Raw genomic sequence first — 22,095 nt, 5'->3', positions numbered from 1 at the left:
CTTTATTTACCTGCTTCTGTATTTTAATTTCTCACGCTGCACCTTTTCAATGGCAAGAATCTCTTCCTGCTTATAACCAAGCGCCTCATAAGTATGATAAAGGTCTCTTATTAATTTTTGCATACCTGGTAATTCAAGCGATGCTGCATGATCAGTGCCTTTCCAGGTGCGGTCTTTGGTAAAATGTCTTTCGATCCACACAGCACCCAATGTATAAGCAGCCACATCTATCGCAATGCCGAGATGATGACCCGAAAAACCAATAGACTGAACCCTTTCTCCGAATTTATTTTTGAGTCTTACAATTTCCATCAGGCACACATCATTGAATGGAACAGGATACCCCGAAGTACAACTATACAATACCAATCTTTTACCTGCATCCTTTTCCTCAAAAAAATTCACTACAATTTCTTCCTCATCTTTTGTTGTCATACCAAAGGATATATGCACATCACCATTATAATTATCACGAAGTAATCCAAGCATTTCAAAATTATTATTGCAGGCAGAAGGTACTTTTATAAAGTCAGGCTCTAATGCAATGATCTCATTGGCTGATGTTATGTCCCATACAGAAGTGGCATAACCAATATCAATAGATTCAGCATAGATCTTTAGCGACCGGTGCTGTGCTGCACTAAGTTCAAGAAATTCCCTGTGTTGCCCGTACGTTGAACCATAAGCATTATAGGCAACCGGATGCGGTGTATTATACTGCTCTTCTGTAAGCAATTCTTTTGGATGTCGCTTTTGAAATTTTGCATAATCCGCGCCGCACGCTTTGGCAAGTTTCACCAGGTCTTTGGCAATTTCAAAATCGCCCATATGGTTGCAGCCGATCTCTGCAATTACTTTTGGTTTGTTATAATGGGGGGCTATCATAGAACTTACTTTTTATATTGACAAGCATGAAATAATTTGTTGACGGGCTATAGTGCTGACATTGAGCATTGTTGTGTCACTCACTTGTACTTTCGGTAAAGCCATCGGCATTTACAGCCAACTGTCAAGAAAAGTACAAACCGTACAATAGTGCGACGCAAGGAACGATGCTATAAAACACAAAAGCCGGGTTCATAAAAAATACTAATGAAGGGGGAAATAATGTCCGGCATAGTTCGCAGGAAATTCTACTATCATTACCTGGTCCAGGCTTTCAAGCCGCACATAGATCTTTTTAGCAGCAGTCCTGATAACAGTTCCCGTATTATCCATAAAAATACCGTGTTTAATGACCACTTTATCATCCTCTTTGAAACCCTGCAATGATTGTATATTGATCTTTGCATCTTTTTCAAGCAGGAATGATTTGATGGTTTCTATTTCCTCATCTTTTATGACTGCGGGTTTGCCAAGAAAATGAACAAAGTTGAGTATGCCCTCTGTTTGCAAAACGGTAAGCTTTTCGTCATCGTTTATTTTTACAAAAACATACGATTTAAAAAGCGGGTCTTCAATGATCTTTTTCCGGTCGCTCCATTGTCTTTCAGTTTTCTGTACAGGACACCAGCTGGCTACTCCTTTTAACAGCAGAATACTGTTTACTTTTTTTTCCCACCGGGGTTTGGTATAAACAGCAAACCATTTTTTTTCACTTGCATTCATACTTTTATACAGCTCCGCCAAGTCACTCACAGTAATGAGCTATCAGTTATATATTTGTTGCACTTTAATTTACTTTTTGCCTTTACGTGAAAAAAATCTTTTCAATCCACGTGCAGGCTTTTCATCTTCAGGGTAATAACCGGAACCATACTTATAACCATAGCCGTAACCATATCCATATCCATAGCCATAGCCGTAACCATACCCATAGCCATAAGTATATCCTACGCCTCGCTGCTCTTTTATACCGTTTACCACTATGTTCAGGTTATTCAGTTTCTTTTCTGCATACAAACGGTCCGCGTAACCGAGTGTTGTTTTATGCGAATACCGGTGACGCAGTATAAAAAGTGTAACATCGGCAAATTTCCCTGTAAGAAACGCATCAGCCACAAGCCCTACAGGAGAAGAGTCAATAACAATATATTGATAACGCTGCCTGGCGTACTCGAATAAGGTTTCCAGCCGGGGGAGCATTAATAACTCGCTGGGGTTGGGGGGCACCGGCCCGCTGGTGATGATATCCACATTATTAAAATCCTCGATTTTGGTAATCACCTGCTCCAGTGGCTGGGCATTTACAAGATAATCGGTAAGTCCGTATTTCGGTTGCAACTCAAGATATTTGGAAAGCTTGGGCTTGCGAAGATCAAGTTCTATTAAAAGCACCCTGGCATTGCCGGTTGACAGGCTGCCGGAGAGGTTGGTCGAAACAAAGCTCTTACCTTCCCCGCTCATAAAAGAAGTGACAAGGATAACCTTGGATGTTTTGTCGGGGGCAATATACCGGAGATTCGTGCCGATAAGCCTGAATTGTTCAGCCATGCTCGACCGGCTTTTGGAATGGATCACTTTGTTTTTTACCCCACTGTTAAAGGAAAGTTCTCCAATGATAGGTACATTAGTGGCAGCTTCTATTTCTTTACGGTCAGCAATTTTATTGTCAAAAAAATCAAGCAGCAGCATGATGATAATCGGTACAATAACACCAACCAGGAGAGCGAACATGACCACCTGATCGCTTTTGGGTGAAACAATTCCCTGGTCAAAAGCAGAGTCAACGATCCTGGTATTGTTGATGGTTGAATTAAGCGATAATTCAATCTCTTCCTTTTTTTGTAAAAGGTATAAGTACAATTGCTCTTTTACACCGATCTGCCTTTTTAATTTTAGATATTCCCTTTCCTTTTCAGGCAGGTTATATAACAAGGCATCAAAACCATTTTTACGGGTACTGATCTCTTTATAAGTAACATCGTAACCCTGCCTGATACTGGCAATATTTTTCAGGATGTTTTGCTTGTCATCATTGATCTTGTTTTTGATCCGCCCGATAAGCGGGTCTTTTTCCGTACTGATCTTTATTTGTTCCTGGTAGTTTACAACATCCTGGTTATGCGCCCTTATAAGATCAGCCAATGTACCGTCTCCTATCCCGTTATCAGAAGGTATAATATCAGAATAGTTTTTAGAACTGTTGATAAACTGCTCAAGCGACTCAAGCAGTTTAAATTTGCCGGACTGTTCAGCCATCTTTTCATCATAGTTCATAGCTTCACTCAGGTATTGCCCGCCAATGGTGCTTACGTCGTTGATTTTGTTTTCCTTTTTAAAATTCTCTCCCTGTTTTTCAAGTGCATCCAGTTCAGCAGCTACACTGTCTACCCGGTCATTCAAAAAACGGCGTGTTTTGAACCCCACAATATTTTTATCCGTTACCCCGGCTGTATTATACGTTTCAATTAGCTTATTGATAATATCGATGGCCCGGGCCGCAGATTGATCAAGCAACGCTATTTCCACGATGCCCCCGGGGTCATGGGATTTGGTTATGGTTATACCTGCACGCAATCCCACAGACATCGAATGTTTATCCTGCAATACAAGGTTATAGCCATTATCATCGGCTTTAACGGCATGGTTTCGAACAAACCAAACTTTTTTACCCGACAACAGAAACGTATCATTGTAACGGTGGGCCTGACGGGTATTATTACTGATAAATACTACACTGTCACTTTCCAGGTATAATTGAAAAGAGGAGGGTGTAAAATCTATTTTATCACTTTTATCAACATGGATAAAAACCGGTGATCTGTTGCCATAAATGGGCAGGGAAGAGATACGGCCAACGGTATTTAACTTTACCTGCAGGTTTAATGAATCTACCACATCTTCAGACAATTCATAAGACTGCAGGATATCGATCTGGTTCTGGATTTCCTTGCTGCTGGTGATAACCCCAAGCTCCCTGAGTACATTATAATCGGGCGAAGATTCTTCATTATCTTTTATAAGCAGGAATGCAGCTACACGGTGCAACTGGGGAGTATAACGCAAATAAAGTTTTGCCACGGTATAAGATATCAGCACAGAAATAATGATCCATGGCAAAAAGCCGATTAGCTTGTAAATAAATTTCTTTATATCGAACTGGACACTGGATTGTGTTACCAACTCACCATTTTCATTATCCGATACGTGTTGACTCATGTTAATTTCTGGTGATTAAAACAATAATTGCTAGCAATCCCGATATAATACTGATATAGGGCGTAAAACGTTGAATATTTTCATTAACCTGTTTAATATTCTTGGGCTCTACATATATGATATCATATCGTTGTATATAATAATCCGGCGAATTAAGGATTGCTTTATCCAGCATATTAAGCGTAATGACTTCCCTTTCACCGTTTACGTCCCTGATAATCTTAATATTCTCTCTCTCAGCGTAAGGGGTAAGATCCCCTGCCTTACCTATTGCTTCAAACAGTGTTATTTTCTCTGCTTCAACATCAAATATGCCTGGAGCCTTCACTTCTCCTAAAATGGTATAATGAAAGCTGCTGAGTTTTACCTGCACTATCGGATCTATAAGATACTCCTTGTAAGCATTTGTAATGGCATCTTTTGCTGCCTCTTGCAATAAGCCGGCTACATGAATTTTTCCAACTTTTGGCAATTCAATATTTCCTGCAATATCCACGGTTGCTTTTAAAACGGGTTGTCCGGTAATATAAGTTTGTATGTAATGAACAGTTGTTTCATTTTCACCGCCTATGGTTATTTCAAGTACATCATTCACTTGTACGGTTTTGTCCGGAACGGGCAATTTATCCAGCTGGATCTTTAAAGAATCAGGCAGGTTGTTGAAATAAACTACATTTTTAGTATTGATACAGGAAGCCGTGAGGAATACAATAAACAAATAAATTACATAACATGGCATTGTTATGCTGATTCGGTTTTTTCTCATAATAAGTGACCCTTAAATTACGCAGAACACACAAATTTATTATCCCTGCACAAAAAAATTATACGATTTGCTGATGATTCATTTTGTCAAAATACCGTACAGGGATCTTTGGTACATTTAACCATGTTTACCCGCAAACCGTTCATACAGATCACCGGCAACGACCGGTGTTTTTCAAAAACGAAAAGTACATGCAAATTATTAGACAACAATTGGTTTGTACAAAATTAGTTTGAACTTTTATACAAAAAATCCTTTTTAATCAACAATTAATAAGCTTTGGGATAGCATGGCATAAATATTGGCGGGAGTAGAAGTTTTTACGATAATCACCCCTGCCATTTATTTATAAGCTTCCAATCCTTCAAAACCCCGTTTGCTAACAGGTATAAGTTGAGTGTTTTGTACAATTTTTAGCAATATTTATAATAAACAGCGTTATTACTGTTTATAATTTTACAGATTGAAATAAGGAAAAATGGAAAGAGAGTTATTATTAGCGGTAAAGGATAAACATTATTCCCGGCAAAGAGTGGAAAATGAGATAGAAGTAGTAAAAAAAATACTGCCTTATATTGAATCCTGTAATACGTTCTGCAAAAACAATGAGGTGTTCGACAGCCGCAACCACAGGCTGGTCAAAAACAGCAACAAACTAAGAGAGGTTTTTGATTCAGGTACAGATAAAAGCACCCGCTACTATATCATTTGCAAAAATTAAATGCATAATTTTTTAAGCCCGGCAGCAACAAAAGCATTTGGCTTTTGTTGCGTCGCACACTTATACTTTCTTTTCTTTACCGCAAGTATAAATTGGTAATGCATTTAAGCAATCATGTACGATCCTGTTTATATATAAAAAAATCCCGCTTCACCAGCAGGATTTTTACGTATGATTTCGAATCTATTTGATGCCAAATTCCTTCTTCACTTTAGAAACATAATCAAGCTTTTCCCAGGTAAACAGTTCTACTTTCTTCTTCACTACTTTACCTTCAGGGGAGCGGAATTCTTTATTTACAAACTCAGGTTTACGTCCCATATGGCCGTAAGCAGCAGTTTCGCTATAGATTGGGTTACGCAGTTTCAAGCGCTGCTCAATAAAGTAAGGTCGCATGTCAAAAATACTTTCCACCTTCCTGGCTATCTCTCCGTCTGTAAGACCAACTTTTGACGTGCCATAGGTATTGATATAAATACCCATTGGCTGGGCCACACCAATAGCATAAGAAACCTGTACCAAAACTTCATCGCAAACACCCGCTGCTACAAGATTTTTGGCAATATGTCGTGTCGCATAGGCAGCGCTCCTGTCAACTTTGGAAGGATCTTTACCGCTAAAAGCGCCGCCACCATGAGCTCCCTTACCACCATAGGTATCTACAATGATCTTGCGTCCGGTTAAACCGGTATCTCCATGCGGTCCGCCAATAACAAACTTGCCGGTTGGGTTGATATGATACTTGATCTTGGTATTGAACAGGTGCGCATATTTTTTATACCTGGCCTGTACCCTCGGTATAAGAATATTTACAATGTCTTTATTGATCTTCTTCAGCATCTTTTCTTCTGTATCAAAATCATCATGCTGGGTAGATACAACAATAGCATCTATACGCAATGGTTTGTTATTATCATCATATTCCAGCGTAACCTGGCTTTTTGCATCTGGGCGCAGGTATTTGATGTCTTTATTTTCTCTCCTTAAAGCAGCAAGCTCCTGCAACAATTTATGTGCAATATCCAGCGCCATCGGCATATAATCGGCTGTCTCATTGGTGGCGTAGCCAAACATCATACCCTGGTCGCCGGCACCCTGCTCTTCTTTTTTCTGACGGTCAACACCCTGGTTAATATCAGCTGATTGCTCATGGATAGCAGATAGGATACCACAACTATTGGCTTCAAACATATATTCACTTTTGGTGTAACCGATCTTGCGGATAACACCACGGGCAATTTCCTGCACATCAAGATAGGCCTTGCTTTTTACTTCGCCGGCCAATACTACCTGGCCTGTGGTAACTAATGTTTCGCAGGCTACTTTACTATTAGGATCAAACGCAAGGAAATTATCTATCAACGCATCAGATATCTGGTCGGCCACTTTATCCGGATGGCCTTCTGAAACACTCTCAGAGGTAAATAAATAAGGCATAGTATTTTTTTACAGGCTGCAAAGATAGGGGTATGAAATGTTTTTATTACCATTTAACAAGCTGTGGATTTCTTGTGGTTTAGAGATTCTTTCCCGGTAGTTATGCATTAAAAAATACTTGCGACCGCTGTCTTTGCTGATGCAACTAAAGAGCCCTGAAGAGTGCGACGCAACAGGTGATGCCCTGTTATCTGACTGTTGGGCTCAAAAAAATATTCTTTGTTTCTTACCTCTGTTTCAACAAGGTATCTTTATGTTTCAAACAGGCAGGCATTAGCTATGGACTATATTAAGGAGTACAAAAGTTTTGTAAACAGTCATTACCTGAGTGAAGGTATACGCATTACTGCGGGCATTGTTTTACCCGCGCTGGTACTAAATCATTTCGGCCTGCTTTCGGTTGGTGTGGTAGTATCGCTTGGCGCTATGAGCGTAAGCATTACGGATAATCCGGGTCCTATTCATCACCGCAAAAATGGAATGGTGGCATGCATTATTATCAATACCATCATTTCGCTGCTTACGGGTTTCGCCGCACCACATCCTTTTCTGCTTGGCCTGCTGATAGTAGCAGCCTGCTTCACTTTTTCAATGATTGCTGTGTACGGGAACAGGGCTAACTCCATTGGTGTTTCTGCACTGCTGGTAATGGTACTGAATATTGACAGGTCTAATGAAGGATGGGATGTAGTACTCAATGCTGCTTATGTTTTTGCCGGTGGCGTATGGTATATGTTGCTGAGCCTCTTGCTCTATAGTTTTCGGCCATACAAGCTGGTGCAACAGGCATTGGGTGATTGTATAATGGCTACGGCAGATTACCTGCGCACAAGAGCAGCCTTTTATGAGAAAGAAGTAGACTATGAAAAGACTTACCAGGCCATGCTGCAACAACAGGTGGTGGTACACGAAAAACAAAACCTCGTAAGAGAATTATTATTTAAGAGCAGGGATATTGTAAAAGAATCTACCAACACAGGCAGAACATTGCTGATGATATTTACCGACATAGTTGATCTTTTTGAAAGAACTATGACCTCTTACCAGGATTACAAAGCCCTGCACGAGGCATTTAATGAAGAGGATATTCTGGAGCATTACCGGCAATTGATCCTGGAGCTTAGTAATGAACTGGATGAAATAGGTATTGCTGTAAAAAGCGGTAATCCATCTGAAGAAACAGGATTGCTTTCTACTCATATTAAAAAAACAAAGACATTCTTTGAAACATTCAGGGATAATAAACGCACAGCAGAAAATGTTGATGATTTTATAAGCCTGCGGCATATACTCAACAGCATTGAAGACATAGCAGGCCGCATACACACTTTGCATCTCTACACTACTTATGACAGGCAATTAACAAAGAACATGACCCGCTCGGCAGACTATGATAAATTTGTTACACATCAGCGGGTTGACCTGAAATTACTAAAAGACAATCTATCACCTGAATCAAATAATTTTCGCCATGCAGTAAGAATAAGCACTGCTACGCTTGTTGGTTTTATTATATCAATGTTATTTCCGGTTGGTCATAGTTACTGGATCTTGCTCACCATCATTGTGATCTTAAAACCCGCTTACAGCTTAACAAGAAAAAGAAATTATGAAAGACTGATCGGAACTATTTGCGGTGCAGCAATTGGCCTCGGCATTTTGTACTTTATAAAAGACAACAATATACTTTTCCCGATCATGTTATTACTGATGGTTGGAACATATAGTTTGCTGAGGACACATTATATGATCAGCGTGATTTTCATGACACCATATATACTGCTGCTCTTTCATTTACTAAGCAATATCAATTTCGAAACCATCATTATTGACCGTGTTACAGATACCGCTATTGGTTCTGCCATCGCCTTTTTCGCAAACCTGATACTGCTGCCGGCATGGGAGCATGAGCAGATCAACAACTATATGTCAGAAGCTGTTAAAAGCAACAAAAATTATTTCGCCGATATAGCAGTTGCATTCATTGGCAAACCCGTAACCATCACTACTTACAAGGTTAGCCGCAAAAATGCATTTGTGGCGCTCGCAAATCTTTCAGATGCGTTTACCCGCATGTTGGCAGAACCTGAAAGCAAACAAAAAAATATAAAGCCATTGCATCAGTTTGTAGTGCTCAATCATATGCTTACATCGCATATTGCCACGCTTTCTTATTATGTAAAACCACTTTCAGAAAAATATGCATCGTCAGATTTTACACCGCTGATCAGCAATACGGTTGGCAAGCTGGAAGATGCAGTGAAGATCATCAACGAAATACCGGCTGAGAATACTGTTGTTGATACAGTGCCGCAAAATGCTGTTCAGCAGCGGGTGGAAAATTTACTCGAAAAGCGGCGTACGGAACTACAGCAGGGCATTACAGAAAGTGAAACAAAAAAAATACTCTCCGAAATAAAACCTGTTGCAGACCAGTTCAATTTTATTGCCAACATTGCTACAGATATCAGAAAGATAAGTCTTCAGTTGATGGAAGTATAATTGTATGTACCAGGCTTTTGAAATGCTGTTCAAATGCTGTTGCGTCGCACACTTGTACTTAAAGTGAATAAATCAGCATTGCAGCATAACTAAATAAAGCGAACATTTTGACATTTGTCTTAAAAACAGAACCCTGAAGTGTGCGACGCAACAGAAGCATCACAGCATTACTGCGGGTACATAAAAATACTGCACGCTAAAATGAGGTTGCATTTTAAAATCTATTTGGATAATTTTATACAGCATTCACACTGTAACCGAATTTTCTTCTAACCTGGAAACCGCATACTATGGCTGACGATCAACAAAAAAGATGTTTTGTAGTAATGGGCTTTGGCACAAAAACAGACTTTGCTACGGGCCGTAAACTTGACCTTAATAAATCTTACCGCCTGCTGATAAAACCCGTAGTAGAAGCAAAAGGATTGGCCTGTGTGCGTGCAGATGAAATTGTATATACAGGTTCAATAGACGTGCAGATGTATATGGAACTGCTGAATGCCGACGTGGTAATCGCTGATATTTCTACCGCTAACCCCAATGCATTATACGAGCTGGGTGTGCGTCATGCACTACGGCCACGCACCACTATTGTGATCTCTGAAAATAAAATGCCCTACCCTTTTGACCTGAACCATATAAAAATAACCAGCTATGCGCACCTTGGTGATGCGATAGATTATGAAGAAGTGGAACGCTTTCGTAAAGTACTTACAGAAACGCTGGATGATGTTTTGCATATTGACGAACCGGATAGTCCGGTTTACACTTTTCTGCAATTAGACCCGCCATCTCTGAGGGAACAGATTGCGCATGCTGTGGAAGAAAAAAAGAGAGCGATTGAAGCCGCTGATGAATCTTACATCAACCCAAAAACATTAGCAGTGATAACAGAAGATGCAGAAGAAGCACTTGCCAAAAATGATTTTATTACGGCAAAGGCTTTGTTTAATTCTGCATTACTAATAGGTAAGACGGAAGATGATCAAAATAAAATGGGTGTTAACAGGTATCTCGTTCATCGTTTGGCGCTGGCCACCTATAAAGCTAAACTACCCGATGAAGTAACGGCGTTATATGATGCACTGAAATTATTACTGGATATAGATCTTAGCCACACCAATGATACAGAAACTGTGGCACTGGCAGGTGCTATTGAAAAAAGATTGTACGAAAACAAACAGGGCGAAGAACATTTGAGCGCCGGTATTTTATATTATCAGCGTGGTTACTATTTATTAAACAACCGCTACCATGGAATCAATCTTGCATTTATGCTGGATTACCGTGCACAGTCTTCCTTATGCACCACAAAAGATGAACGCATCGCAGATCTTGTAAATGCGAAACGCATACGCAAAGAAGTATTGCTTATGTGTGATAAAGATTGGGAACAAATAAAGGCAAGACAGGAAAGCGCAGCCATGAAAGACGGGCTGCAAAGAAATGATGCGTATTCTTTAAGTCAAAACAAAGCCGATAAAGAACAATTATTCTGGATACTTATAAACAGGGCCGAAGCTAATTTTGGTTTGGGTGATATGGACGCCTATCAAAAAGCAGTGGATGATGCAGGAAAAATGGAGCATGATGAATGGATGATGGATTCATTGCAGGAGCAAATTGAAAAGCTGAAAAAGATGATACAGAACCAGCAATTAATAGAAGAAGAACATTAAAATAATTTGAACGGCTTTGATATAATTTCATTCTGCATTTCATTAAAATGTTGCTTACCACTTTTGTATTCTTATGAAAAAGTGTTGCATATGTAAGCTTTATACTCACATAAGACTTACTTTTTCCTTTTAACAATTTTATTTTCATCTCTACTTCAATTGGAGCGGTTTTTGTTTTCAAAATGCATCTAAAAAATAGTGCTGCAGGCTACTTTTTTAGTGCAAAAGAAAAACTATTAGTGTAATTAAACCCCCGTGTGATGAGTATCCAATTATCCGGAAACGGAGCTGGCATCCTTATGCCAAAAAAGTTAATTCTTCCTGTATTTACTGTTTTCTTCATTAGTTTATTTGCCAGTTGTAAAAAAGAGATAGCCCCTTCACAAAGTACTGATGCCCTTAGCAATAGTTTAACTGCACAGGAAAGCAGTATGGCCATTACTACCTCGTCTACAAATTTTGGTGCACTTATTTCAGGCAGTACTACTATAAATGACGAGATAACCATTTGCCAGAAGCTTGGCGTAAAATATGTACGCTATGCGATCATACTAAAGGATTTTACAGGCGTAGATAAGGGTTATGAAAAATGGGTGAACGCCGGATACAAAGTATTGCTGAATCTTAACTATGATAATGTAACCAGCAATACCGGTAAAAGAAGCCCGGTGCCTTTCCCTACAGACATGGTTCAGTACAGAAGTTTATTAACAAAAGTGCTTGACAAATACCAACCCGAAATAGCAGTGATAGAAAATGAACCCTGCACAGATCAATTTCACAGCGGGCCTATTGAAGATTATATTACTGAATTAAAAACAGCGGTTGATGTTTGTAACAAGCGCGGTATTGCGGTAGCTGACGGTGGTCTTCATGTAGATTATGTAGAACTTGTAATGAGTGGATGGGCCAGCAAAACAGCAAATTCATTGGAAACACAGAAGCTGATTGCTGCTTACAAAACAATGAACCTTACGTATGTAAATACGCATGTTGCTTCACCGTTTAACAGTAACCAAAATGTGTATCCTGTTGGCACATTAGAAAACGATGCAGATTATCTTAGAACACAAACAGGTAAACCTGTTATTTGCAATGAATACAACCAGAACAGCACTTCAACAACGCTTATGACAGGCACTGTTGGCGGGTTTAAGGCTGGTAATTACAAATATGTTATTACACGCTCGGGCAGTGGCACAGATGGTGGCGCTTCTTTAAATCAAGGCACCTCTCTAACGTCACTGGGTAAAGCCTACAGAGATGCCATACAATAATTTCACTTTGTTTCTTTTTGGACGTTAAACATCATAATTTCAAAAGCCACTGCATATGCAGTGGCTTTTCTTTGCAAAAAATATTTTGGCTGCAGGCTGCAGTATTTTATAGCATCGGCGGTTGTGTCACTCACTTGTGCCTTTGGAACTATGTTCCTCAAAGTAAAAATTCAAAAGTAAAAAAGCAGCTGGTTCATTTTTTTGACTTTTGATTTTTCCTTTTGGCCTGTGTTGAATAGTACAAGTGTGCGACGCAACAGCAGCAGCATGTATTTACAAAAGCCGGGCTAATAAAAAAATTTACATATCATTTTTTATAAACTTAAGGTTGCGTTGTATGCCTTTGTATTTGGCACGTTTCAAAGGAGAGTGTTTGAATACCTGCTTAAAAGTTTCTTCACTCATCTGTTCCCAGTCTTTTGAACTTAAATTTAAAATTTCGGGAATGGGTGTAAATTCAATTTCAGTGGTTGGTTTACTAAAGCGGTTCCAGGGACAAACATCCTGGCAAATATCGCAGCCAAACATCCAGTCCTGAAATTTGTCTTTCATCTCATCTGGAATGAGCATGTCTTTTAACTCAATGGTAAAATAACTGATGCAACGGCTGCCATCAATTACTTTATTATCATTGATCGCTTCAGTGGGGCAGGTATCTACGCATTTACTGCAGGTGCCGCAATAATCTTTTGCAAAAGCATCATCGTACTCAAGCTCAATATCAACAATAAGTGTAGCGATAAAAAAGAAAGAGCCTGACTGGCGCGTAATTAAATTGCCATTTTTGCCAATCCATCCCAGACCGCTGCGCTGGGCCCAGCTTCTCTCCAGCACCGGTGCAGAATCTACAAAGCCACGTCCATTTATGGTACCAATTTCCGTGTTTAATACATGCAGTAAATGATTAAGTTTATTTTTTATCACTTCATGATAATCCATTCCGTAAGCATATTTTGCAATTAATGGTGCTGCATTATTTTGCTGTTGTTGTGGAAAGTAATTAAGCAATAATGTGATTACACTCTTTGCTCCAGGTACCAATAGTGATGGATCAATGCGCATATCAAAATATTTTTCCATATACTGCATACTGCCCTGCATGCCTTTGTTGAGCCAGGATTCAAGACGGCGTGCATCATCTTCCAGCTTAACAGCTTTGGCAATTCCGCAAAAATCGAAGCCGAGGTGCCTGGCCGTATCTTTTATTATTACTGTATTATTTAACCGCAATGGAAAATTTTTTTTGTCAGTTTACCCGTATTTCTTTACTTGCAGTACAACACTAAAATTAACCTTTAAAAGCTAATGCCATGCGTTTGCCCTTATTAGCCCTTTTGATTTTGCTAAGCTTTACTTCGCTTTATGCAAATGTTGTTCAGCCAAAGATCAAGTATGGAGATGTAACTGCCAAAGACTTTGAACCAACTGCCTATGCCGTAGATTCTGCTGCTGATGCTGTTTATTTATATGATGTTGGAAATTCTTACTATGAAGGAAATACTTCCGGCGACTTCAACGTGATCTACCACAAGCATACACGTATAAGGCTAATGAAAAAAAACAGCTTTGATGATGTAGCGACCATTGAGATACGACTTTATAAAGAAGGTACTTTTGAGGAAAAACTCGAAGACCTTGATGCGGCTACCTATAACATAGAAAATGGAAAAGTAATTGTAACTAAAGTAGATAAAAGTTCCGTCTTCAAAGACAAGATTGAAAACTATATTATTTTGAAATTCACTTTTCCCAACCTAAAAGAAGGTTCTATTATTGAGTACGATTATAAAGTAAGTTCTCCCACTCACCGTGACATTGAACCATGGTATTTCCAGGGAGATTATCCAAGGCTATGGTCTGAGTATTCTGTGGTTGTGCCAGCCTTTTATGACTTTGTTACCCTTGGGCAGGGTTATATCAAGTACGTTATTGATTCTTCTGATGTTTTCAGAAAAAGTTACAATATTGTTGATGTAGGAACTTCGGCAAGTGACAGAACTGAATCATACAGTTTCCAGAGTGGCACCTTGTATCACAGGTGGGCCGCAGAGAATGTTCCTGCACTTAAAGAAGAAGAGTTTACTACCACCCTACGCAATCATGTAGCTAAAATAGAATTTCAATTATCTACCATTCGCTATCCTGATCAACCTGTACGGCCTGTAATGCAAAACTGGTATGACGTGACTGCAGATCTTATGAAAAATGAATATTTTGGAGAATCACTAAACCATGAAAATAACTGGCTGGATGATGATGTAAAGAACGCAACCGGTAATGCTGCAAGTGATACAGAAAAAGCAAAAAAAATATTTGAATATGTAAGGGACAATTTTACCTGCATAGATGATAATGCACGCTACCTTTCTCAATCACTCAAAAAAACATACCAGGCAAAAAAAGGAAATGTAGTTGATATAAATATGCTGCTCGCTGCTATGCTTAAAAATGCAGGTTTTGAAGTGCACCCTGTATTATTAAGTACAAGAGATCATGGCAAAGCTTTGGAAACCTATCCCATCATGAGCAAATTCAATTATGTAATAACACAGGTTAAAAAAGGAGACCAAACTTTTTTACTTGATGCTTCCGATCCGGACAATGGTTTCAACCATTTGCCCCTGCAATGTTATAATGGAACAGCAAGAATTGTTGCAGATATGCCATCGCTGATCAATCTATCTGCAGATTCTCTGCAGGAATCAAAGATTACAACTGTCTTTATGATGAATGACGAAAAAGGAATCACTGCATCTTTTTCCAGTAAGTTGGGTAATGAAGAATCGCAGGCAATAAGGAGGAAATTAAAGAAGACATCCGTAGAAAGTCTTTTCAGTGAAATGAAAAAGTCTTATTCTATGGAAGTAAATTTATCAAACACTTCTATCGACTCTCTAAAACAAATGGAGCAGCCTCTCTCCATAAAATACGAAATGAGTTTTAATACAGGAGATGAAGATATCTTTTATTTCAGCCCAATGCTGGCTGAAGCATATAAAGAAAATCCTTTTAAATCTGCAGAACGTCTGTACCCTGTGGAGATGGGTGCCTGTATGAATGAAACATATATTCTTAACATGGAAATACCCAAAGGATACACAGTAGAAGAATTACCAAAATCTACAAGGGTTAAACTAAATGAAGATGAAGGCATGTTTGAATATATCATTGGTTTAAGTGGCGATCATATTCAGTTGAGATGCCGTACTATACTTAGTAAAGCAACCTTCTTACCTGAGGATTATACCACACTCAGGGATTTTTTTACATACATAGTAAAAAAAGAAGCAGAACAAATTGTATTTAAAAAACAATAATTATTTCAGTGAAAACTTTATTCATCCATATATTTTTATTTACTGTGGTATCAGCAAGCGCCCAATCTTATAACAGCTTATTGATACCCGATACACTTTCAAAAAATGCAAACGTTGTCTGCCGTTATAATGAGTTACGCATAGAAATAAAAGAGCCTGGAAAGGCAAAAATTTATAGAAAAAATGTCAATACAATTCTTAATGAGGCGGGAGATCGTTATTCATTTTTCTTCACACAGTATGACAAGTTTAACGACATTAATGATATTGACGGTACTTTATATGATGCTATGGGTAAACAATTAAAGAATGTAAAGAAAAAAGATATTGAGGACCTCAGTGGTAACGACGATATAAGCCTGATGGTTGATACACGGTTTAAAGCACACAGCTTTTATTATCGCTCTTACCCATATACAGTAGAATATGAAGAAGAAAAAATATTGAATGGTGTTTTCGATCTTCCTGATTGGTATCCCCAGCAATCAAATACGATGGGTGTTCAATACTGCAAGCTTGTTGTTGTTACCCCAAAAGATCTTGACATACGCTACAAGCAATTTAATTACCCCGGCACTCCTGTAATTACAGAAGAAAAAGATCAGAAAGTATATACCTGGGAATTGAAAAATTTACCGGCAAAAGTTTCAGAACAATATCAGCCATCCTGGCGCGAAATATTACCAAGCGTAATAGTTGCACCCACAAGTTTTGAAATACAAGGCTATAAGGGGGAAATGTCTTCATGGGAAAACTTCGGTATGTTCATCAACAGTCTTTTAAAAGGAAGAGACATCATGCCCGATGCAATAAAACAGAAAGTGCATGAACTAACAGATGGCATTACAGATAAAAAAGAAAAAGTAAAAGTGCTTTATAATTTCTTACAGCAAAATACCAGGTATATAAGCGTTCAGCTTGGAATTGGCGGATGGCAACCATTCGACGCCAATTATGTTTATACAAAACGTTATGGAGATTGTAAAGCTTTATCTAACTATATGGTTGCATTACTTAAAGAAGCTGGAATAAATGCAAACTATGTTTTAATAAAAGCCGGCGATGATGCAGAAGATATCATTACAGATTTTCCTTCCAATCAATTCAATCATGCTACTGTTTGTGTACCTATAAATAAAGACACCATGTGGCTTGAATGTACCAGCCAAACTGTTTCCGCCGGTTACCAGGGAAATTTTACCGGAAACAGGCATGCGCTACTGATTGACGATAAAGGCGGTCACATTATAAGCACCACTGTTTATAAAGCATCAGATAATACGCAGATACGCCGCATAACTTCAGCAATAGATGAAACAGGTAAATTAACCGCAGCTATTGATACACATTATACATGCCTTCAGCAAGATGAATTACATGGTAAAATAAATCATCTTTCAAAAGATAAGCTATTAGAATCTTTAAAGAAAGACATAGACCTTCCTGATTATGATGTAACAAGTTTTAATTATGATGAAAAAAAATCGGAAAAGCCTGCCATAGATGAACAACTTCAGTTGATAGCAAATAATTACGCATCGGTATCAGGTAAACGAATTTTTGTAACGCCCGACATCTTAAACAGAAATACAATAAAGCTTAAAACAGAAGACCAACGCAAATATGATATAGATTATCCTTCATCATTCACGGATAAGGATACCGTTTCTATCAAAATTCCTGACGGCTATAACATAGAATCAATGCCAAAAGATGTTATAATTAACAACAAGTTTGGCGATTATGAAATTCATTTTAAAGTTGATGCAGATAATATTAACTGCACACGCCTTTACCGTCGTAGCGAAGGTCGTTTCCCCCCTTCCGATTACACAGAACTTGCAAAATTTTATGATAGCATGTACAAAGCAGATCGCAGCCGTATTGTATTTATAAAAAAAGAAGGATAATTTTTTTGTAGTCAACAGTAGTTTTTTATAGCATCGCCTGTTGTGTCACTCACTTCGTCGTTCAGAACAGTAATGAACAGAAAGTACAAGAGTGCGACGCCACAGGTGATGCCACTTATAAAACAGATGGGTCCGTAATAATTTTACACGTTTTCATATTTACCACATTTCCATATTAATTAAATATTTTTGCGGCTCATAATTTTATACCATGAGTAAAGTAAAAGTGGGACTTGTGCAAATGAGTTGCTCTGCAGATAAAGCAGCTAACCTTGAAAAAGCAATTGCAAAAGTATGGGAAGCAGCAAAAGCAGGCGCGCAGATAGTTTGCCTGCAGGAATTATTTACATCACTCTATTTCTGCGATGTGGAAGACTACGATAATTTCAAATTGGCAGAGCCAATTCCCGGCCCTTCTACAGATGCATTGAGTAAAGTAGCAGCAGAACTTGGCATTGTCATCATTGCTTCATTGTTTGAGAAAAGAACACAAGGCATCTATCACAATACAACAGCAGTACTGGATGCAGATGGAAGTTATCTCGGCAAGTATCGTAAAATGCATATACCCGATGACCCTGCATACTACGAGAAATTTTATTTTACACCCGGTGATCTTGGCTATAAAATTTTCAAAACAAAATTTGCAACATTTGGTGTGTTGATCTGTTGGGATCAGTGGTATCCTGAAGCTGCAAGAATCACTTCATTGATGGGTGCTGAAATTTTATTTTATCCAACGGCCATTGGCTGGGCCACCTCACAGGATGAAGAAACAAACACAGAACAATACAATGCGTGGCAAACTATACAGCGCAGTCATGCAGTTGCTAATGGTGTGCATGTAGTAAGTGTAAACCGTGTTGGTTTTGAACAAAATGGTGCCATGAAATTCTGGGGCGGTTCATTTGTAAGCAACCCATTTGGAAGTATTATCTACAAAGCGTCTCATGAAAATGAAGAAGTGCATGTAGAGGAAATAGACCTTGCTAAAACAGACCGTTACAGAACCCATTGGCCATTCTTAAGAGACCGAAGAATTGATTCTTATCAACCGATTACAAAACGATTTATTGACGAAGAGATCTAATATATTATAACAGACGATAAACAATGAGTGCAACTCCGAAAGAACTAGGATATCATTTTCCTGCAGAATTTACAAAGCATGAAGCAACATGGTTATCATGGCCTCATAAAGAAGCATCATGGCCTGAAAAGATTCATACTATATTTCCTTATTATAGCCAGTTTATAAAAGAGCTTACTAAAAGTGAGATCGTTCGTATTAATGTTGCTGATGAAAAAATGAAAGCATTTGCATTGGAACATATTCAAAATGCAGGCGCCGATATTTCCAAAATAGAATTCTTTATGCATCCTACAAACGATGCATGGTGCAGGGATCATGGCCCTGCATTTTTGATTAATAAAAAAGAAAAAAAGAAAGCCATTGTTGACTGGGGTTATAATGCATGGGGTGGTAAATATCCACCGTATGATCTGGATGATGTAATTCCAACATTAATTGGTAACCACTTTGGTTTGCAGGTTTTTTATCCCGGAATAATTATGGAAGGCGGTTCTGTTGAATTTAATGGCGCAGGAACGGTAATGACTTCTACTGCATGCCTGTTGAATCCTAATCGCAATCCGCATCTTACGCAATCGCAGATAGAAGAATACCTCTGTAATTATTATGGTATGGAGCAAGTGCTTTGGGTGAATGAAGGTATTGTTGGTGATGATACAGATGGCCACATTGATGACACCGTCCGATTTACAAATGAAGACACGGTAATAACAGTTATTGAACAAAATAAAAATGACGAGAATTATGAATTGCTTCAGCACAATTTGAAACAGTTAAAGCAAATGCGTTTGCTGAATGGCAAACAACTAAACATTGTTGAACTACCAATGCCCGATGAATTGGTTTATAATGATCAGCGCCTGCCATGCTCTTATGCAAATTTTTATATTGCTAATCATGCCGTGATTGTTCCTACATTCCGTTGCTCAAAAGATGATAAGGCTTTACAGATTATTCAAAGTTGTTTTCCTGGTCGTGAAGTGATAGGTATAGATTCAACAGAAATTATCTGGGGCCTGGGAAGTTTTCATTGTTTAAGCCAACAGGAGCCTGCTATCTAATGTGGAAATGTGCGAAGATGCAAATGTGAAGATGAAAGAAATTATGAGCCAAGCTCTGTATCTTCTACTATACTTTTCTTGCGTCGCACACTTGTACATTCTGTTCTTTATTCGGCCCAATTCCGTCATACTAGACTTTCTCAAACATTACAATTCGTTAACAACACAAATAAAAATAAAAACCGTACAAACAGAATTTTAGACGTACATTTGCGCTGTCAATTTGAGTTCTACAGCATTTGGTAAGTGAACGATTTTTTCTGCTAAGCATTTTTGTCAGCAAATAGTTAGTCTTCTTTACGTCTGCTTTTTTCTCAAGTATTTTTTTAATTTATATTATTTTAAGCATGAACATTTATGTTTCAAATTTAAGCTTCGCTGTACAGGACGAAGACTTAAGGGGTTTCTTTGAAGAATACGGCGAAGTTTCTTCAGCAAAAGTTATTATGGACAAATTTACAAACCGCAGCCGTGGCTTTGGTTTCGTAGAAATGCCCAGCAATGAATCAGCTCAGAAAGCTATCAAAGAACTGGATGGCGCTACTGTTGATGGTCGCGCAATCAGGGTTAACGAAGCAAAACCAAGAGAAGACAGACCAAAAAAGTCTTTTTCTAACTCAGGTAGCAATCGTTGGTAGTTCAACTATAAGCTAGTTTAAAAAAGCGTTCAGTACTGAACGCTTTTTTTATGCTGTTAATTTGTCGCTATGAAAAACAGAACGCACAAGTGAGTGACACAACAACCGATGCCATAAAAAACAAATGCCCGCAAAAAAATTATTTTACAGATGCAACAACATCTGCAACAAATTTATCTGCATCAAAATTATCGTGCTGGGTTAAACCCAAACGCACGATAACAAGATTCTTTGAGGGAATAATAAAAACGAATTGACCTTCGTAGCCATCGCAGCAATACATATCCGCGGGGCAATGCGGGTAAGAGCGATTTGCAGGATCATTCTTTGCCCCGGCATTCAACCAGAAATGGTAACCATACTCTCCTTTCTTTGCAGCATCTGAAGGTGTGGCTGTTTGCTTTACCCAGCCATCGGGCAATAAACGCTCTCCATTATAAACACCATCATTCAAATACAATAAGCCAAAGCGTGCCCAGTCTCTTGCCACACCGTAAGAATAAGAAGAGCCCACAAAAGTGCCAGACGCATCTGGTTCCATGATAGTGTTGTACATACCAAGTTTATAGAACAATTGTTCATAAGGAAAAGCATGGTAATCATTCTCGCCAACTGTTTCTCTTATAATGCGCGATAATAAGTTTGTGTTGCCGCTTGAATAATAAAATACAGTGCCAGGTTTATCTTTTGCCTCATGCGATGCTGTGTAGGTGCCCATTGCTGCTTTTTGAAACAACATTTTTGTAGCATCGCTGCTCTTTGTATAATCTTCAAGAAAATCGAGACCGGTAGTTTGCTGCAAAATATTTTTTAAAGTTATCTGGTGGCGCGGGTCATTTGCATCTTTCCATTCAGCAACAGGTGCAGGTGCATCAACCTGCAATTTCCCCTGCTTTACAAGTATGCCTGTTAATGCGCTGGTAATACTTTTGGTCATACTCCAGCCAATAAGCTTTGTATCTTTTGTAAACCCATTAGCATATTGTTCTGCAACAATATTTCCATCATGCAATACCACAACAGCTCTTGTGCGAATAGGATTTGCAGTATCTTTTTCTACAAAAATATTTTCCACTGCATCATTCAGTTTTAGCATATCTATAGATGAATCTATTACGGCATTAATTTTATCACCCATTGGCCAGGCAATTGTATCTGTATTTATAAAAGGTTTTACAGCCAATCTGAATTTTTGATTACGCACTTCATTTTCAGATAATTCATTGATGAGTGTAGCACCCAAACCCGTTCTGTAAATTGCTTTGCGTTTGGCAAATCCAAACACAGAGCCTGTTACAGAAGAATCTTTATAATCAACGGTAAATGTTCCCAACGTCATGGGCGAAAACCCAAGCTCCTGTTCGCGTTCCTGTTGCTCACTGCGGCCCGCAAGAAAAACAGCACTGCACATATTCTTGGCACCATACCCACTAACGATAGGAAAAGAAACAGAACAATAATAAATTCCATAGGAAAGTGCAGCAATTATTATTACAAGTAAACTACTCAGTATAATTTTTTTAATCTTCATAAAATTGAAAAAGTTTATAAAGTATAAAATGTATGTACAGTAAATATAACATGTAAAGCAGA

16 protein-coding genes are annotated in these 22,095 nt (G+C 38.5%); 9 read left to right on the top strand and 7 right to left on the bottom strand.

What is annotated here, in order from left to right; genetic code table 11:
- Positions 1-6 precede the first annotated feature (6 nt).
- The 4 genes from FRZ67_RS17740 to FRZ67_RS17725 form a co-directional block, all read right to left on the bottom strand.
- The gene (locus FRZ67_RS17740; RefSeq protein WP_147191740.1) at positions 7-885 is read right to left on the bottom strand and encodes an N-acetylneuraminate synthase family protein; all 879 of its coding nucleotides are present in this window, start codon (positions 883-885) and stop codon (positions 7-9) included.
- A gap of 204 nt (positions 886-1,089) precedes the next feature.
- Complete coding sequence (locus tag FRZ67_RS17735) at positions 1,090-1,608, bottom strand: UpxY family transcription antiterminator (RefSeq protein WP_147191738.1); 519 nt, start codon at positions 1,606-1,608, stop codon at positions 1,090-1,092.
- Between the two features lie 69 nt (positions 1,609-1,677).
- Positions 1,678-4,101: a GumC family protein gene (locus FRZ67_RS17730; RefSeq protein ID WP_147191736.1), complete on the bottom strand. Its 2,424-nt coding sequence runs from the start codon at positions 4,099-4,101 to the stop codon at positions 1,678-1,680.
- Position 4,102: 1 nt separating this feature from the next.
- Positions 4,103-4,867, bottom strand: a complete 765-nt coding sequence (locus FRZ67_RS17725; protein ID WP_147191734.1) for a polysaccharide biosynthesis/export family protein — start codon at positions 4,865-4,867, stop codon at positions 4,103-4,105.
- A gap of 478 nt (positions 4,868-5,345) precedes the next feature.
- Here FRZ67_RS17725 and FRZ67_RS17720 point away from each other — a divergent pair, with 478 nt between their 5' ends.
- Positions 5,346-5,588, top strand: a complete 243-nt coding sequence (locus FRZ67_RS17720) for a hypothetical protein (RefSeq protein WP_147191732.1) — start codon at positions 5,346-5,348, stop codon at positions 5,586-5,588.
- Between the two features lie 183 nt (positions 5,589-5,771).
- Here the strand turns inward: FRZ67_RS17720 and metK are convergent, their stop codons facing one another.
- On the bottom strand, positions 5,772-7,025 hold the full coding sequence (gene metK / locus FRZ67_RS17715) for a methionine adenosyltransferase (protein WP_147191731.1): 1,254 nt from the start codon (positions 7,023-7,025) through the stop codon (positions 5,772-5,774).
- Between the two features lie 279 nt (positions 7,026-7,304).
- Between metK and FRZ67_RS17710 the strand changes: the two genes are divergently transcribed.
- From FRZ67_RS17710 to FRZ67_RS17700, 3 genes are all read left to right on the top strand, one after another.
- Positions 7,305-9,527 (top strand): FUSC family protein, encoded by a 2,223-nt coding sequence (locus FRZ67_RS17710; protein WP_147191729.1) that lies wholly within the window; start codon positions 7,305-7,307, stop codon positions 9,525-9,527.
- Positions 9,528-9,817: 290 nt separating this feature from the next.
- Positions 9,818-11,206 (top strand): tetratricopeptide repeat-containing protein, encoded by a 1,389-nt coding sequence (locus FRZ67_RS17705; RefSeq protein WP_147191727.1) that lies wholly within the window; start codon positions 9,818-9,820, stop codon positions 11,204-11,206.
- A gap of 260 nt (positions 11,207-11,466) precedes the next feature.
- Complete coding sequence (locus tag FRZ67_RS17700) at positions 11,467-12,483, top strand: hypothetical protein (RefSeq protein ID WP_147191725.1); 1,017 nt, start codon at positions 11,467-11,469, stop codon at positions 12,481-12,483.
- A gap of 300 nt (positions 12,484-12,783) precedes the next feature.
- On the opposite strand, the gene queG is transcribed toward FRZ67_RS17700, so the two are convergent.
- On the bottom strand, positions 12,784-13,713 hold the full coding sequence (gene queG / locus FRZ67_RS17695; protein WP_147191722.1) for a tRNA epoxyqueuosine(34) reductase QueG: 930 nt from the start codon (positions 13,711-13,713) through the stop codon (positions 12,784-12,786).
- Between the two features lie 80 nt (positions 13,714-13,793).
- Here queG and FRZ67_RS17690 point away from each other — a divergent pair, with 80 nt between their 5' ends.
- The 5 genes from FRZ67_RS17690 to rbp all read left to right on the top strand — a co-directional run bounded on the left by FRZ67_RS17690 (position 13,794) and on the right by rbp (position 20,502).
- Positions 13,794-15,800, top strand: a complete 2,007-nt coding sequence (locus FRZ67_RS17690; protein ID WP_147191720.1) for a transglutaminase family protein — start codon at positions 13,794-13,796, stop codon at positions 15,798-15,800.
- A gap of 8 nt (positions 15,801-15,808) precedes the next feature.
- Positions 15,809-17,710, top strand: a complete 1,902-nt coding sequence (locus FRZ67_RS17685; protein WP_147191718.1) for a DUF3858 domain-containing protein — start codon at positions 15,809-15,811, stop codon at positions 17,708-17,710.
- Positions 17,711-17,921: 211 nt separating this feature from the next.
- The gene (locus FRZ67_RS17680; RefSeq protein ID WP_147191716.1) at positions 17,922-18,800 is read left to right on the top strand and encodes a carbon-nitrogen hydrolase; all 879 of its coding nucleotides are present in this window, start codon (positions 17,922-17,924) and stop codon (positions 18,798-18,800) included.
- Positions 18,801-18,823: 23 nt separating this feature from the next.
- On the top strand, positions 18,824-19,864 hold the full coding sequence (locus tag FRZ67_RS17675; protein ID WP_147191714.1) for an agmatine deiminase family protein: 1,041 nt from the start codon (positions 18,824-18,826) through the stop codon (positions 19,862-19,864).
- A 347-nt stretch (positions 19,865-20,211) separates the two neighbouring features.
- Complete coding sequence (rbp, locus tag FRZ67_RS17670) at positions 20,212-20,502, top strand: RNA-binding regulator (RefSeq protein WP_147191712.1); 291 nt, start codon at positions 20,212-20,214, stop codon at positions 20,500-20,502.
- Positions 20,503-20,641: 139 nt separating this feature from the next.
- Here the strand turns inward: rbp and FRZ67_RS17665 are convergent, their stop codons facing one another.
- Positions 20,642-22,033 carry a serine hydrolase domain-containing protein gene (locus FRZ67_RS17665; protein WP_147191709.1) on the bottom strand — a complete coding sequence of 464 codons (1,392 nt, stop codon included), beginning with the start codon at positions 22,031-22,033 and terminating at the stop codon, positions 20,642-20,644.
- Positions 22,034-22,095: the final 62 nt, after the last annotated feature.

Source organism: Panacibacter ginsenosidivorans (genome assembly GCF_007971225.1).
In the GTDB taxonomy this organism is placed as follows: domain Bacteria; phylum Bacteroidota; class Bacteroidia; order Chitinophagales; family Chitinophagaceae; genus Panacibacter; species Panacibacter ginsenosidivorans.
The sequence above is the reverse complement of the archived record's forward strand: the minus strand, read 5'-3'. Positions and strand labels throughout refer to the sequence as shown.

What these genes read in the sequence shown, in the direction of transcription:
- FRZ67_RS17740 (WP_147191740.1), bottom strand. Translation starts at nt 885, where the DNA reads ATGATAGCCCCCCATTATAACAAACCAAAAGTAATTGCAGAGATCGGC.
- FRZ67_RS17735 (WP_147191738.1), bottom strand. Translation starts at nt 1,608, where the DNA reads ATGAATGCAAGTGAAAAAAAATGGTTTGCTGTTTATACCAAACCCCGG.
- FRZ67_RS17730 (WP_147191736.1), bottom strand. Translation starts at nt 4,101, where the DNA reads ATGAGTCAACACGTATCGGATAATGAAAATGGTGAGTTGGTAACACAA.
- FRZ67_RS17725 (WP_147191734.1), bottom strand. Translation starts at nt 4,867, where the DNA reads ATGAGAAAAAACCGAATCAGCATAACAATGCCATGTTATGTAATTTAT.
- FRZ67_RS17720 (WP_147191732.1), top strand. Translation starts at nt 5,346, where the DNA reads ATGGAAAGAGAGTTATTATTAGCGGTAAAGGATAAACATTATTCCCGG.
- metK (WP_147191731.1), bottom strand. Translation starts at nt 7,025, where the DNA reads ATGCCTTATTTATTTACCTCTGAGAGTGTTTCAGAAGGCCATCCGGAT.
- FRZ67_RS17710 (WP_147191729.1), top strand. Translation starts at nt 7,305, where the DNA reads ATGGACTATATTAAGGAGTACAAAAGTTTTGTAAACAGTCATTACCTG.
- FRZ67_RS17705 (WP_147191727.1), top strand. Translation starts at nt 9,818, where the DNA reads ATGGCTGACGATCAACAAAAAAGATGTTTTGTAGTAATGGGCTTTGGC.
- FRZ67_RS17700 (WP_147191725.1), top strand. Translation starts at nt 11,467, where the DNA reads ATGAGTATCCAATTATCCGGAAACGGAGCTGGCATCCTTATGCCAAAA.
- FRZ67_RS17690 (WP_147191720.1), top strand. Translation starts at nt 13,794, where the DNA reads ATGCGTTTGCCCTTATTAGCCCTTTTGATTTTGCTAAGCTTTACTTCG.
- FRZ67_RS17680 (WP_147191716.1), top strand. Translation starts at nt 17,922, where the DNA reads ATGAGTAAAGTAAAAGTGGGACTTGTGCAAATGAGTTGCTCTGCAGAT.
- FRZ67_RS17675 (WP_147191714.1), top strand. Translation starts at nt 18,824, where the DNA reads ATGAGTGCAACTCCGAAAGAACTAGGATATCATTTTCCTGCAGAATTT.
- rbp (WP_147191712.1), top strand. Translation starts at nt 20,212, where the DNA reads ATGAACATTTATGTTTCAAATTTAAGCTTCGCTGTACAGGACGAAGAC.
- FRZ67_RS17665 (WP_147191709.1), bottom strand. Translation starts at nt 22,033, where the DNA reads ATGAAGATTAAAAAAATTATACTGAGTAGTTTACTTGTAATAATAATT.